The sequence below is a fragment of the Rhizobium tumorigenes genome, from assembly GCF_003240565.2.
Taxonomy (GTDB): Bacteria; Pseudomonadota; Alphaproteobacteria; order Rhizobiales; family Rhizobiaceae; genus Rhizobium; species Rhizobium tumorigenes.
On record NZ_CP117256.1, the window covers coordinates 614997 to 629643 of the forward strand.

Genomic DNA, 14647 nt, shown 5'->3' on the forward strand with positions numbered 1-14647 from the left:
GCGGCTGTTCGAGAAATGCCCATGCCGGCAGACTGAAAACAATTCTCGCGTTGGTATCGGCTCTAGAGTGTGTTTAAGAAAGCGGATATCGAGCAAGCCTTCTGGCCAGGAGCTTGATCATTGCGGTCTGGATCAGGGCGAGGCTTGTTGCTGAGAAGCGCTCAAAATCCTTGACGATCCGGCGCTTGAGGCCGAGCCGTGAGAGGGTTCGTTCAACGATCCAGCGCTTCGGCGATACCTAGAACCCCGCCTGATTTCGCTTGACGATTTCCATCGGTCTTGGGCTTGCCTCTTCGACCTTCGGACCCTGATAGCCGCCAATGCGGTGCCCATGATCACCGCTAGCACCGCCGTTATCATAGTATCGATGGTGAGATTGCCCGATGTTGAGCTTTAAGAAGCAAGCAAATCACCACTTGCGTAAGGCGCGTATCGCCTACTCATCCCACCGGCGTTGGGCTGCGTGGCGCTGAAAAAGAAAGCCTGCACCGCGAAGCGTGGCGACGACATCGCGTCCGCTATTTCTTGCCGGTCGAGTGCCGAGAACGAAGCGGCTGGTTCCAAATACTCGCAGCAGCAGAACCGGCTTCGACATTGATTTGAAATACCTCCCTCAGATGTGGTGGTTGAGCAAGGGCGGCCACAAGATAATGCGAAATGCGGCAGCGCCGCCACGCATCTCTCCAGATTCAGTCAAGCAAAGGGCTCTATTCATAAATAGCGTCCCTTTCTGAACAGTCGGCCCATCCTTTGATTGGCCCGATACCCTGAAGGATCTGAAATGACCCCTGCCCGCTTCCGAGAATGCCTACGCTCAATTCGCTGGACTTCGGTCGACATCGTCAACGCTCTGCAGTGCGACCTGGCCTGGATCGAGGGACTGGAGAGCGGGGAGATACGGATCCCCGAGGACGTTGCCAGCTGGTTAGACAAGCTTGCGTGTTTTCATGCCGAAAACCAGCCACCCACAACCTGCCGAGCTGGAACCGCCTATCCCAGAATGTTGATGGACGTTGGGCGACCAAACGCTAGCCGAAGGCAGCCGCTTGTTTCGGCCGATCGATGAACATCTGATGCCGAAGCCGGCCTTTGTTGACCTGAAGGAGGACGACAAGCTCGGCATTGGTGTCCAGAGTGACGGTGCAGCATGGCTGCCGCAAATGGCCCAGATGATGGACTTCAACCTGAGGCAACTGGCCTGGCGTGCTCGCTATGGGAAGCTTGAAGGTGTGAGGATAGAAAACGGCACCTTGATCGTGACGCCCCGCGTCAGCGATGTTCCCGCTGCGGCCGACGCACTCAATGACGAAATCGGTGGCATGTATCCTCTGGTCGAAGTCCCCGATCTGCGGCGGGAGGTGCATGAATGGACGGATTTTGCCGACCAGTTCACCACGTCCGGACGGGAGATGCGCCGCAAAACGTCTCCGCCATGCTGGCCGGCGTGCTCGCCGATGGCACCAACCTCGGCCCGAACGCATGGCAGGAGCCTCGAAAGGCATCAGCGCCAATCAGATCGGCTGGATGCGGAGTTTCCATGCCCGGTCCGAAACCTATAGAGCGGCGCAGGCAAGCGTTACCGACGCGCATACGCGCCATCCGCATTCCCAACTCTGGGGAGACGGACCGACCGCGTCATCCGACGGGCAGTTCTTCCGGGCCAGCGACCGCGCCGCCAAGCGCAGCGACATCAATCTGCACTATGGCAGTGAGCCGGGACCAAGTTTTAAAGCGCCCTTTCGGATCAATACGGCTACTTCAGCATTCTGTCGATCAGCCCGACCAAGAGCGAAGCCGTCTATGTTCTCGACGGCCTGTTTGATCACAACGCGATCCTGGAGATCGAGGAGCTGTTTACCGATACCGGTGGCACTAGCGATCATGTCTTCGCCCTGATCGGCAAGCGTTTCGCACCCCGCCTCCGCAACATCAAGGATCGGAAATTCCATATCTTCGAGAAGGCCGACGCCTATCCGGGACTGGCCAACCATATCGGCGCGCCCATCAACACCGCCCTCATTATGGAGCACTGGGACGAAATTTTGCGCCTGGCCGCATCTGTTATGACCCGCACCGTTGCGCCGTCAGCGATCCTCAAAAGTTTGTCCGCGTCGAAATCCAGTGGCCTCGCCAAAGCGCTACGCGAACTTGGACGCATAGAGCGCACTCTGATTTGATCGCGCGCTTTTTTGGATTTACAAAGGTTGACAACACACGAAAATGGTATCGTAAAGGGTAAAGTCGCGGCCCCTCTCGAATTTTGCGACGATGCCATCGCTATCCTCCGGCGAGCCATTTGACCTCTCCGGCGTCAAGCTTGACCTTGAAGGCGGCGAGGCTGTGGTTGAGCTCGTAGAGCGAGCGGGGGCCGATAAGCGGCACGACCGGCCAGGCCTGGTTCAGGACATAGGCAAGCGCCACCTGGATAGTGTCCATGCCCTGCTGCTTGCCGATCTGCTCGGCCCGGTCGCGCCGATCGAAATTGGCGTCGGAATACCAGGAGCGCGCAAGTTCGGGGTCCGTGAACTTGTCCCTGCCCGCCCGGTCCGTGAAGAAGCCGCGCGCCTGACTCGACCAGGCGAGGTTGGTCACCACCCGGCTTTGCATCCACGCCATCCACTCCGCACTGGAGCAGGCGATGCAGCCATCCCAAACGGGTTGAACCATGTCGGCGAGCGAGAAATTGTTGGAAAGAACGCTCGGCTTCGTCTTGCCCGTTCGCTCCGCATAGGCGATCGCCTCGTCCATCCGTTCCCGGGTCCAGTTGGAGCCGCCGAACGGCCCGCGGATGCGACCCGTCCTGACCTCCGCATCCATCGCATCGACGAACTCGCCGACCGGGATATCCGGGTTGTCGCGATGCATAAAATAGATGTCAACATAGTCGCTCTTCAGCCGCTCGAGGCTGGCAGTCAACTGCTTGCCGATGACATCAGGGTAGCAGAGGGGCGTGTGCACGCCCTTTTCAATGACCACCATCTGGTCCCTCACTCCGCGGCTGGCTATCCAGTCGCCTATCAGCCTGTCCTGCATGCCGCCATTATAGCTGAAGGCAGAATCGACGAGATTGCCGCCCGCCTCGAAGAAGGCATCGAGCACGATCGAGGCGCCGGAGAAAGTCGAAAATTCCATCAGGCCAAGGGCGACCATCGACATTTCCTTGGGCAGGTTGGCGATGCGACCGCGCCTTATCTGGTTTTTTGCGGCGGCAAGGGGCGTGCCACGCAAGGTGCGGGTGCGCAGCGCCGGCGTTTCGATCTCATATTCCAGGCCGATGGCCGCTCGCCATTTGTCCATCGCGCGGAAGTTTCCGAGTGTGTCGGCGCGCGTCATACCCGGATAGGCAAATTCGCTCCGCCCCGCCCGGATCGCCGCGCCTGCTGCGTCGACCTCGAAGCTGTAGATGTGGCGTGGCTCGGAGACGGAGATCTCCTGCCGGGCGCCGTCGGCGGCAAAGATGCGGATGGTTGCTGTCCCGCCCGACTTGCCGCCGGCAAACCAGAACTGGTCAATCTCGATGCGACCCTTCGTGCCGAAGATGCGCAGCACGTTATCCTGGTCCACAGAGACCGAGCAGGAGAGCTCGGCGATCGCTCCGCTTGGAAAATGCAGAACCGCCGATGTCCATTCGTCGACACCGGTTTCGCCGAGATGGCCCACGGCAAAAAGCTTGTCCGGCTCCATCACGTCGCCCGATTGCGCGCCGACGATCAGCCGTGCCATCGACACAGGGTAGCCGCCGACATCCAGAATGCCGCCGCCTGCAAGCGCGTTGGAGAGCAGCCGATGCTCCGGATCGAACGGCTTGGCAAAGCCAAAGCTGGATTTGATCAGCCTAATGTCGCCGATGGTCTTTGACTTCAGCAATTCGACGAGCTTCAGCGTCAAGGGATGGAGGCGGTACATATAGGCTTCGCCAAGAAACGTGCCGGCCTGACGCGACGCTTCCTGCATCGCCTCAGCCTCGGCGGCCGACAGCCCCATCGGCTTTTCGCAGAGAGCATGCTTGCCGTGCTCCGCCGCCTTGATGGCCCATTCGGCGTGGTTCGGATGGGGTGTCGAGATGTAGATCGCATCGACTTCCGGATCGGCGAGGAGTGCGTCATAGCCGTCGACGATCCGGGCTCCCGGAAAACGCTCCGCGAGGCCGGGCTTTTGCGGATTGCGCGTGCCAATTGCCGTGACGCGGCCGCTCTCCGACTGCGCGACGCCTGCAAAGAAGTCCTGCGCGATGCTGCCGGGCCCAAGTATTCCCCAGCGGATCTTATCGGTGATGTTCATGGACATGGTCCTTTCAAGGGCGTAAGCAGGGCTTGCGGTTGCTGCCAGCCGGTGGTCACTGCAACTCGACGATAGCGCAGCCATAGGCTTCGAGGGACAGATTGCTGGCGACGGACGTGCTAGCATCTAAGAGATTGCGACCGGCCGGCACGCCCGACAAATTCACCGGTTCGCTGTTGCAGTTTTGAATGAACAGCAGCTGTCGTCCGTCGCCCTGGCGCATGGTTACCTCCACGCCATCGGGTAGGTCCGACAGCAGCGGCTCGATCGCTGCATCCGCAAATGTCCGCTCGGCCAGGGCTGCAATCAGATCGGGCGTCAGGTAGGTGCCCACATAGAGCACCCGGCCAGCGCCGACCTTACGCGAGGTGATCATCGGTGTGCCGGCGGCGTAGCGGTTTGACCATTCTGCAATGATCTCGACACCGTCGTCGACCGTCAGATTCTCGTAGAAATGGCCGGCTTCGAGCTCGCGGTTGCCGATCTTGAAACTGCGCACGCGCCGTTGCGATCCCGCCGGACGGTTCGGAGGGATTACTACGCCGCCTGATCGTAACATCACGTCGAAGAGCCCGTTGGCCCCGGGTGCCGCCAACCTACCAAAATCTTCAACCCTCACCCCGGTTAGTTGCGACAGCGACGTGCCGGGGGCGGCAACGCGAATAACGTGGTTGTTTTCGTCGCGGGTTCCCGTCCTAGCACCGACGATGACGGTTCCGCCACCGCGGGCAAATGCCTCCAGTCTTTCCGTCCAGTCGTCTTTCCACATCACGAAATGGGGAACGTAGAGCAATCTCAGCCGCGAGAGATCGTCCTCGGGATGAATGAAGCCGCAGGCAATGCCGCGGTCATAGCAATATTGATGCAGCAGGACGGCGTCGTCCTGGGGGCTCGGCAGGCCGATCGGATAGGTCTTGTGGGCTTCCTGATTGTCGAAATCCCCACCGGCTATGCCGACATCCATGCGCACGTGGGTTCCAAGAATTTTGTCCTTCAGTGCCGTCATCTCGGTCGCAAATCGCTTTGCCTCGTCATAACGGTGACGGGGGACATCGTCGTGGTCGATAATGCCCATCCAGTAGATTTCCGCGCCGAAGTGGGCCGGTCGCCATCGGAAAAACATCAGGCCGTCAGCACCGCGCGCCACCGACGACATGGCCATTCTGCGCATCTCGCCGGGCTCCGGCGTCAGCGTACAGAAGCCTGGCTGACTGCCAAATCCAGACTGCTGTTCCGGGACGATGTAGTTGCCGGAAAACCCACGGCAGATGTCAAGGTGAAGAGCCTGCACCTTGGCGTGACTGCCGATCCGCTGGAATTCGTCATAAAGCATCGGGTAGATGTCGTAGCCGGCAAAATCGAGATCGGTGGAGAACTGGCCGCGGAAGTCAATGTCGCGCAGGCCGCCGAGATTGTGGAAAATGAACCATGTCGGGTTGGTCTCCCGCAGGATTTCGACCTGGTCATGCTGGAAACGGGCTGTCGCGAAGGCCAGGAAGCGGTGGTAGTCCTGGACATGGCCTGGGCTCGGGAATGTCGGGGCGAAATCAAGCGGAAAGACGATCTGGCCGAAGTCATCGTAGGCCGTTGCCCAGAAGTCGCCGCCCCAGGCAAAGTTGAGTAAGTCTATCGTACCATAGCGGTCTGCCAGAAAGGCCTGGAACTCCGGGAGTGCCGCCGCCGAATAGGTCTCCGGCATGCTGGTGTTGAGTTCGTTGTCCGTCTGCCAGCCGACGACATCAGGGTTGTCGCGATAGTGATCGGCCATTGCCCGCGTGATCCGTCGGCTATGGGTCCGGAAGACCGGGTTGCTGGTGTCTGCATGCTGGCGCGAGCCGTGGCTCATGGTGCGCCCGTTGCCGTCGACCCGCAGGATGTCCGGATGGGCCTCAGTCAACCAGCGCGGCGGCGTGGCGGTGGGCGTGCACATGATGGTGCTGAGCCCGTGCCGACCCAGTTGGGCAATCGCACGGTCGAATAGATCGAAGTGGAATTCCCCTTCCCTCGGCTCGAACAGATGCCAGGCAAACTCCCCCATGCGCACCACATTGAAGCCCGCCGCCGCCATGCGCTCTGCGTCACGGGCCCAATAGCTTTCGTCAACATGCTCGGGGTAGTGCGGCACGCCGACAAGAAAGCGATCGGTATCAATGGTCCGCCAGGCGGAGAGTTTCGAGATGCTGGTACTGGCTGTCAAGATATGGCACTCCTGGATCGAGGTCACGCGTTGAGAATGGATTTACGGGCGGTGATGGTGTGCTTGCCGTCTTCGGAAAAGAGGTAGATTTCCTGCGGGTCGACCTGAAGGCCGATGGGAGCTTCGGCATTGACACCAGCGACATGGCCGATCTGCACCGTGATGTTTCCGGTCCCGCTCTCGGAGCTGACGCATTGAAGGCGACCGGCATTGACGTAGAGGATCGTCTCGCGGCCGAGGTGTTCGACGAGCTGGACATGCCCCTGGATTGGCGCGCTTAGAGGATCGGGCGAAACGGCAATGCTTTCCGGGCGTATACCCAGCGTCAGCACCGCGCCCTTTTGGACAGTCGTGCCGCTCACGAGTTGGGCCGACACGGGCGCCAGACCCGGCGCCGACACCGTGGCCATAGACCCCGACACTTCATCGACGGTCACGAAAAAAAAGTTCATGCGGGGAGCGCCTAGAAATCCCGCCACGAACCGGTTCTGCGGATTGCGATAGAGCTCAAGCGGCGATCCGACCTGCTCGATTACGCCGCGGTTGAGCACCACGATGCGGCTAGCCATGGTCATCGCCTCGACCTGGTCATGGGTCACGTAGACCATGGTTGCGCCGAGCTCCGCATGCAGGCCGCTGAGTTCGACGCGCATCTGGGTACGAAGCGCAGCATCGAGGTTCGAGAGGGGCTCGTCGAACAGGAACACTTCTGGAGAACGCGTGATGGCACGACCGATGGCGACGCGCTGACGCTGGCCGCCCGATAGCTGTTTCGGCCGCTTGTCGAGCTGATCGGCAATCCTCAGGATCTTCGCCGCACGCAACACCGCAGCCTCGATCTCGGCTTTAGGCCGCTTCGCCATCCTCAGCCCGAACCCCATGTTTTCGGCCACCGTCATGTGCGGGTAGAGCGCGTAGGATTGGAAAACCATGGCTATGCCGCGCTCGCCTGGTTCGGCGGTGGTGACGTCCAGTTCGTTGATGAGAATTCCACCGGAGGAGATCGTTTCGAGCCCGGCAATAGATTTCAGCAGGGTCGACTTTCCGCAGCCGGAGGGGCCAACCATCACAATGAATTCACCCTTTTCAACGGTGAGGTCGATGCCGCGCAGGGCATGGTAGGCGCCGTAACTCTTGTTGACATGTCGAAGTTCTAGACTGGTCATGATTGCGCTTTCTGAAAAGAGACAAGGGGCTTGTGCACCGTTGACGCTTGCTGCTCATCCCTTGACGGCGCCGACAGTCAGGCCGGCGATGAAGTGCTTCTGCATCAGGAAGAACATGAGAACCGGCGGGATTGCGACGATGATCGTACCGGCGGAGATCAGGTTCCAGGCCGACACCCACTCGCCGCGGAGATTGGCCAGCCCCGCGGTCACCGGCTTGACGCTGTCGCTGATGGTCAGCACCACCGCCCAGAAATAGTCGTTCCAGACGAAGGTGAAAATCAGGATGGCCAAGGCAGCCAGGGCCGGACGGACCAGAGGAATGACGACATGCCGAAGGGTCTGGAACGGACTTGCCCCTTCCGCCCGCGCAGCCTGGAAAAGTTCGTCCGGCAAGGCGGCAATGAAATTGCGCATGAAGAGCGTGGCAAACCCGGTCTGGAAGGCGATGTGGAAGATGATGAGGGCAGTCTTCGTGTCGTACAGGTCGAGGCGCACCATCAGGTTACGAACCGGTATCATCATGATCTGATAGGGCAGGAAGTTTCCGCCGACGAAAAGGGCGAACACCAGCATATTGCCGCGGAAGCGATAGCGGGCCAGCACGAAGCCTGCGAGCGTGCTCATGACCAGCACTCCGAAGACGGAGGGAATGGTGATGATCAAGCTGTTGAGGAAGTATCGGGCCATGGGCGTCTGCGTGAAGACCGAGGTGTAATTGTCGATAAGGCCGAACTGGGTTGGCCAGCCCCAGAGATTTCCGCCCATGACGTCCTGTGTCGAGCGAAACGAGGTGAGGATGACGGCGAAGAGCGGGCATAGCCAGACAATGAGAATGGCAACGACCAGAACGACATAGCCACGGCGCTGCCAGAAGGCATTCTCGGGAATCGGACGGGGATACATCAGGCGCCCCTCTCTTCGATGCGGACGATCCGCGTGAGGTACCAGACGATGAACACCGCCATGATCGCGAACAGCACCGACGCGATGGCAGCACCGTAGCCGAAGCGGTATGAGAAGATGGATTGCTCGTACATTTGATAGGCGAGGACGTCGGATGAGCCGAACGGACCGCCCTGCGTCATGACCGAGACCATGTCGAACGAACGCAAAGCCCCGACAACCGTGACGGCAATGGCTATGAAGGTGACCTGCGTCAGCTGCGGCAGCACGATGTGGCGCAGCATGTGCCACCCCCTGGCGCCGTCGATGCGACCGGCGCCGATCAATTCCTCATTGAGATTGTTGAGGCCGGCGAGATAGAGAACCATGCAGAAGGCGATCTGCGGCCAAAGCGCCGCAATGACAACGGCAAACGTCACAAGATGCTCGTTGGACAGCACAGCCGGAGCCGTGGTTCCGAATGCACTGAAGACAAGGGCCAGCAGGCCAATTTGCGGCGTGTATAACCAGGTGAAGACCACGCCCACAGCCACCGAGGCGAGCACCAGCGGAACGAAGAACAGCGACTTCAAAAAGCGCATGCCCTTTATTTTCTGGTTGACCAGCAGCGCAATGGCCAGCCCAATCGGCGGCGCTGCCATGAACATCACCAGCCAGATGAGATTGTTCTTGAGCGACACGTAAAATTGCGGGTCGCCGACAAGTTCGACGTAATTGCCAAGGCCAACCCAGACCATCGGACTGAAGCCGTCCCAGTCGTGCAGGCTGATCCAGACGCTGTCGACGGCAGACCAGAGGATCACGACGGAGAAGAGTGCGGCGGCGGGTAAAATCAACAGAATAGGGGTCAGCCACCAGCGATGCTGTCGCCAGAGTAGGGTCATTCCAGAACCTCTTTCGTTTCGGGGGAGAAGCGGAACGGCTGCTCCGCTTCTCCATCGCTGGGAGGAAACTAGATCTTGTAGATGCGCTTGCGTGTGCCCTCGAGGCGTTGCAAAATCGCGTTTCGGCGCTCCGGCTTGGCCATGAACTCCTGGAACCCGACAAGTCCGGCCTGCGCCATGTCGGGGTCGCTGTCGCGGTCATAGTACTGCGAGGTCCCATGCAGGGTCTTCAGCACTTCCACGGCGGCGTTGACAAGCGGGTCCTTGCTCGGCGGCAGGTCCGTGCGCGGCGGCACGTTCCCGCCGGGCTCGAGATAAGGTCCGAGATTTTCCGGCTTGTAGAAATAGGCGAGAAAATCGCGGGCGCCCTGCTTGTTCTTAGCATTCGCAGGGATATGCACGGAATTGAGCGAAAGCTCCTCGAAACGGCCGATTTTCGGCTCAATCGTCGGGAACCGCGCGAAGGCCAGCTGTTCGAGATCTTCCTTCGGAAAGGACGAGCGCACGAAGGCACCGAGGTTCATCATGCCCGCCTTCTTCTGGGAGAGCAGGGCGCCCGCCTCCTGCCAGCCAAACGAGGTGTTGTCAGGAGTAAAGAAGCCCTGCTTGATCAGCAGTTCCCAATTGTCGAACACAGGCGCCAGGCTCGGATCGAGATAACTCATTTCGCCATTCATCAGCGCCATATGCTTGTCGAGGCCGTTAATGCGCAGATTCATCTGGTCGAACCAGCCTGCTGCCGGCCACAGTTCCTTGGTGCCGATGGCGATGGGGGAAAGGCCTGCGCTCTTGCACTTGGCTCCGTAAGCGAGGAAGTCGTCCCAGCTTGCCGGGACAGTCAGGCCGTGCTGACTGAACACGTCCGTCCGGTAGAACATGCCCCAAAGCGTGCCGCCCGTCGGCAAGCCGTACTGTTTGCCGTCCACAGTCACGGCTCCGGCCGTGGCGCCGAGAACGTCCTTATATTTCTCCTTCTCGAACAGATCTGAAATGTCGTCGAAAAGGCCACGCTTAACGAAGGCCCGCATCCGGTTGCCGGAAAACCAGAAGCAAATGTCGGGCGCGCCGGCCACCAGGTAGCTGCGAATTGCCGTCTTGTGCGCTTCATGGTCCATATTGTTGACAACGACGTTGACACCCGCCTGCTTGCCGAAGTCGGCAGCGATCTTGCGCAGAACAGCCAAGGCTTCTGTGTTGTTCTCGTCGGCAATAATATTGATGTCCTGAGGCTGCGCGATCGCGGGCATCGGCATCCCGATAAAGGCCGCGGCCGATACCGTGCCTGCCGCTTTGAGAAAGCTACGTCGGTCCGGCCTCTTTCCAAGCTTATTGAAAGTCATGTAATCTCCTCCCGGTTACTGCCTTGTCCTTTCGCCAGCGGCAAACGCCTGCGCTGCCCTCCTCGGCTGCGCCTGCATCGCCTGATCGCAATACCTTTCGACTGCCGGGGCGTCGATAGACGCTTCCTACACCGATTTGTTGATATCTGGTCTGCTGACTGATCGCGCTTTGCGCGAGCCGGATGTTGATCGGCAGTCAAAGTTATGCATAAGATCTTGGCGCATGCAATAATTAATTTACAAAATTAAGAAAGAGGTCGATTGAAACTCAAAGGGGACCAAGGCACTTCGCGTGCCATAAACAGACGGCTCATTCTCAATCTCCTCCGCCAGGAAGGAGCAAAGAGCCGCGCCGAGATCGCCTCCCGCACAGGCCTCAGTCCAGCCGCTGTCACTTTTGTCGTGAGCGACCTCCTCGAGGAGGGCCACGTCCTGGAGGGCAATACAGTTGCTGGTACCTCAGGCCGCCGGCCCATTCCCATTTCCATCAACTATGCCAACGGCCTGGCGATCGGTTTCAAGATTATGGTAGGTGCTGCCGAGTGCGTCATTACCGACCTCGCGACCAACCCGCTGGCCTCGATGCGACTGTCCTTCGAGGACCGCGATCCTGTCCAAATCATCAGGACGCTGGCGGATGCTGTCCCCGAACTCTTGAAGGCGGCGGCCCGACCCCAGGCAAAGCTAGCGGGCATCGGGATTTCCGTACCGGGCGTGATCGACAATGACCAGGCAATTTGCGTAAGAAGCCACCGGTTCAACTGGGACAATGTGCCACTTGCGGCGATGCTCGCTGCGGTCGTTAAAGTGCCTGTCTGGCTGGAAGACGATACGAATGCCTACGCCATCGCACAGCAGCTTTTCGGACTTGGTCGACAGCATCGAAATATGGCGGTCCTGGCCATTGGCGTTGGGATCAGCTGCGCAATGGTCGTGGAGGGTAAGCTCTATCGAGGCGCCCACGGCGCTGCTGGAAAATTCGGGCACACCTTCATTGAGGAGGACGGCCGCCTTTGCGAATGCGGTAAGCGTGGGTGCCTGATGGCCTACTATTCCCTTCCATCGCTTTCTGCATCGCTGCGTGCCGCAAGCATCGCCGATGGGCCCTTTGACGCAGCTTGGATGCAAGGAGAACTGGCCGCTGGCAATCCGTCCGTGACGGCTTTGGTGCAGGAAGCCGGCCGCAGCATCGGCCGATGCCTTGCCAACCTGACCAATGTTACGGATCCTGAAGTCATCGTGGTCGGCGGAGAAGCCGTCGTTCTCGGCGACTTATTCCTCGGCGAAATACGTGCCGCGCTCAAGGACCATTCGTTCAGGGCTCCCCCGCCCCTGCTGCCCGACTGGGAGGACGATTCTTGGGCCCGAGGAGCAGCTGCTCTGGTGACGCAGAGATTTTTCGATTTTGAAAATACCGCCGGCACGATTGGCCAGGAGTCCAGTGCTTTCTCGTTCGCGCATTGAACATGGACAATGCGAGGTTCCAGGTGACAAGTTTTTGCGATAGAAAAAGCGGTAGGCCGCTGGTGCTCGTGAGCGGGTGTGATTAAGTGTACAGAATTGACCCCGTCAACATGAGAAATAACAGGGCCTTATAACGCGTATCGGGCATCGGGACACACAGCTGATTTACAGATGGCCTGTTGCCGTGAAATAGCTACTGGCGAACAAACGGGGGTAGCCGGCTGCCCCTAAGCAGACCATATTGTCATTCATTAAAGCTAGCATAGTCCTCGAACTCCCATGCCAGCTCTCTACTCAAACGCAGCGCAAGACTGCGCCAATCGTCCCCAGTCTGAGCTGCAATGAATTGTTCGATTGTCTCACGGATAATGTGTTCGTCGAAAGATTGCACGAACAGATGGTGTCGACCAAAAAGGGGACGTGAATGTATTTCATGGGTTTCGTGAATTGGCTTGGGACTTAAAACGTTATCCGCAAACCATAATGGAGTGCACACGATAGCAGAAAAATTGTCTCCGCCTTCGCTGTCGAGGGGGCCGATTACAAGGTCCAACAACGCTCCAAAATATTCAGTATGGTCTGGAGAAAACCATTCGCCGTTCATTCCCACTATATCGAAGTTCTTGAGTTCTGCTTTCATGCACTTCAACCGTTTTCGCAAATATTATGATAAAACGAAGTGTTCACGTCCGCAATTGGCATGTTCTTCAGCAAATTTCGCATTGGTGACCCTCGCAATGGCCAATGGTGCTTAGTCGAATGTGCAAGGAGAACACCGCTTACCGAGTACCACGACGAACGGAATTATCATCTCAGACCCAATCCCGAAATTCCGCAGCGGTAAATCGACGACGCTTCTTTACTCAAAGGTGATCCAAAATACGCCTTGCGTCAGTTGTTCGCCGTGATCGCAAGGATCAGCTTCGGGCGACCTTACGACCGTCGATATTGGCTACAGACGAACCGCCAGCGATGCCATCGGTCGTTGGCACACCTTTGCAAATACAGGTATCACCGACCGTGGCAATCGGAATGCCATCAACCGTGACATAGCTTCGCTGCGTCGAAGTCACCGGACCGCCAATGTGCGGTTTCGGTTCGGCCATCGGGCAGATGTGCATGTGACCTTTGAGAGAAACAGGTGATCCCAATGTAATTGTCCTATGCTCGTTGTGCATCCCGACTTAGGACTTTGTCCGTCGTCAGCTCAGCGCCTTGCTTCAAAATCTTAAATTCGGGCTCTTCACTAGGCACGAAAATGAGCTTCAGCACAAAAGCATAGTCACCTGCTGACGCTCCCAGAAGCGCCTCGAACACCAGATTATATTTCCCTAGCGGAATTCGCACATCCTTCATGGTTCCAATCGTGCCAATTTTAAGCGGAGTAGCAGAGAGCTCAAAGGGTGTTTGCACCGCCCATGCAGCAGAACTGTCCACCTGAATAGAAACAGCTGTATCGACCCTAATAAGGCATTGGCCATCATGATCTGGGACTCCAAAACTTACAATTCCTTGCGACCAAGCAAAGCCTTGCGCCACATGATCGTCATTCCACAACAGGCCAGGACGCGGAAGGCCGGGAAGGTGAACCACGACCTGAGTGTGAAGAACGGTGATCGGAAATTCTGCTATCATCTCAGGGTCCTACCGTCATTGTTACCTTGCAGCCTTCTGTAGCGCCATTCAACTGCGCACACAGTTGACCGCCAGCACTCCTATTATCACTTCTCAGTATAGTAACCCGTCTCCGAGGCGACGAAGAAATTGTCACGAAATGACATCTGGGTAACGTGCGCCGCATTATTTCATATCTATAATATAAAGCGTCAAGCACTTTTCGATGTTGTTAGCGCCAACGCCAAACTGTCTATAGCCAATCGACCGGACACCATAGACATCGAATTTTTCAGCGATCCGTTCCGGCATTTGCACGAAATCGTCGACGTCTGATTTTTGAACAAACTTGGAATCGAAAAGGCTCTGCAATATCGCTGGCGTCAGCCCACACCACTTTGATTCGATGGCACCGTCCAACTCTCCCTGTTCTTCGGCCCCCACAAACTCAAGCGATGCGAAGACGCCCCTGGCGAAATCATCGTCGATAAGCTTCAGCAGGCGTTCGCGTTCAGGCGGCGCTCGTATGACTTCCATTGACAACCCTCGATCTATGGCGAAGGAAAAAGTGGCCGATAGCGACATGACGACAGTGGCCACAATGAATGATATGATTTGCTTCAAGACAGCCTCCCGCTTCGTTGGCTGGGGTAAGTCGTTAAAAAGAAACGCGTGACGACTTCCTGGCTTTCGCCGACCATATTGTAACTGCCGAACCTAGTGTCGTAAGAATGCCTACCTGCTGCGACCATGTCCGGCGTGCTTGTTCCCGGCATGACACTTGTATGCCGCTCC

At 58.1% G+C, this 14647-nt stretch carries 11 protein-coding genes and 1 pseudogene; 2 read left to right on the forward strand and 10 right to left on the reverse strand.

The genetic code is table 11. From position 1 onward, the window contains the following. Positions 1 to 1034 precede the first annotated feature (1034 nt). Positions 1035 to 2171: pseudogene (locus tag PR017_RS20625) on the forward strand (Tn3 family transposase); the annotation flags it as partial. Between the two features lie 106 nt (positions 2172 to 2277). Here the strand turns inward: PR017_RS20625 and PR017_RS20630 are convergent. The 6 genes from PR017_RS20630 to PR017_RS20655 form a co-directional block, all read right to left on the reverse strand. Next, the gene (locus PR017_RS20630; protein ID WP_111222248.1) at positions 2278 to 4281 is read right to left on the reverse strand and encodes an aldo/keto reductase; all 2004 of its coding nucleotides are present in this window, start codon (positions 4279 to 4281) and stop codon (positions 2278 to 2280) included. A 55-nt stretch (positions 4282 to 4336) separates the two neighbouring features. Continuing rightward, positions 4337 to 6478 carry a beta-galactosidase gene (locus PR017_RS20635; protein WP_206423224.1) on the reverse strand — a complete coding sequence of 714 codons (2142 nt, stop codon included), beginning with the start codon at positions 6476 to 6478 and terminating at the stop codon, positions 4337 to 4339. A 23-nt stretch (positions 6479 to 6501) separates the two neighbouring features. Next, positions 6502 to 7644, reverse strand: a complete 1143-nt coding sequence (locus PR017_RS20640) for an ABC transporter ATP-binding protein (RefSeq protein WP_111222208.1) — start codon at positions 7642 to 7644, stop codon at positions 6502 to 6504. 54 nt (positions 7645 to 7698) lie between these two features. Beyond that, on the reverse strand, positions 7699 to 8550 hold the full coding sequence (locus PR017_RS20645) for a carbohydrate ABC transporter permease (protein WP_111222209.1): 852 nt from the start codon (positions 8548 to 8550) through the stop codon (positions 7699 to 7701). Continuing rightward, the gene (locus PR017_RS20650; protein ID WP_111222210.1) at positions 8550 to 9434 is read right to left on the reverse strand and encodes a carbohydrate ABC transporter permease; all 885 of its coding nucleotides are present in this window, start codon (positions 9432 to 9434) and stop codon (positions 8550 to 8552) included. Before PR017_RS20650 ends, PR017_RS20645 begins: the two co-directional genes overlap by 1 nt. A gap of 68 nt (positions 9435 to 9502) precedes the next feature. After that, positions 9503 to 10774, reverse strand: a complete 1272-nt coding sequence (locus tag PR017_RS20655) for an ABC transporter substrate-binding protein (protein WP_111222211.1) — start codon at positions 10772 to 10774, stop codon at positions 9503 to 9505. Positions 10775 to 11035: 261 nt separating this feature from the next. On the opposite strand from PR017_RS20655, the gene PR017_RS20660 reads away from it, so the two are divergent. Further along, complete coding sequence (locus tag PR017_RS20660; RefSeq protein ID WP_111222212.1) at positions 11036 to 12238, forward strand: ROK family transcriptional regulator; 1203 nt, start codon at positions 11036 to 11038, stop codon at positions 12236 to 12238. Between the two features lie 244 nt (positions 12239 to 12482). Here PR017_RS20660 and PR017_RS20665 read toward each other — a convergent pair whose 3' ends face one another. The 4 genes from PR017_RS20665 to PR017_RS20680 all read right to left on the reverse strand — a co-directional run bounded on the left by PR017_RS20665 (position 12483) and on the right by PR017_RS20680 (position 14476). Further along, the gene (locus PR017_RS20665; protein ID WP_111222213.1) at positions 12483 to 12878 is read right to left on the reverse strand and encodes an Imm8 family immunity protein; all 396 of its coding nucleotides are present in this window, start codon (positions 12876 to 12878) and stop codon (positions 12483 to 12485) included. A 277-nt stretch (positions 12879 to 13155) separates the two neighbouring features. Further along, positions 13156 to 13389, reverse strand: coding sequence for a PAAR domain-containing protein (locus tag PR017_RS20670; RefSeq protein WP_341798955.1), 234 nt, complete (start codon positions 13387 to 13389; stop codon positions 13156 to 13158). Between the two features lie 10 nt (positions 13390 to 13399). Further along, on the reverse strand, positions 13400 to 13873 hold the full coding sequence (gene comJ, locus PR017_RS20675; RefSeq protein WP_111222214.1) for a competence protein ComJ: 474 nt from the start codon (positions 13871 to 13873) through the stop codon (positions 13400 to 13402). A gap of 165 nt (positions 13874 to 14038) precedes the next feature. After that, complete coding sequence (locus PR017_RS20680; RefSeq protein ID WP_111222215.1) at positions 14039 to 14476, reverse strand: hypothetical protein; 438 nt, start codon at positions 14474 to 14476, stop codon at positions 14039 to 14041. Positions 14477 to 14647 lie beyond the last annotated feature (171 nt).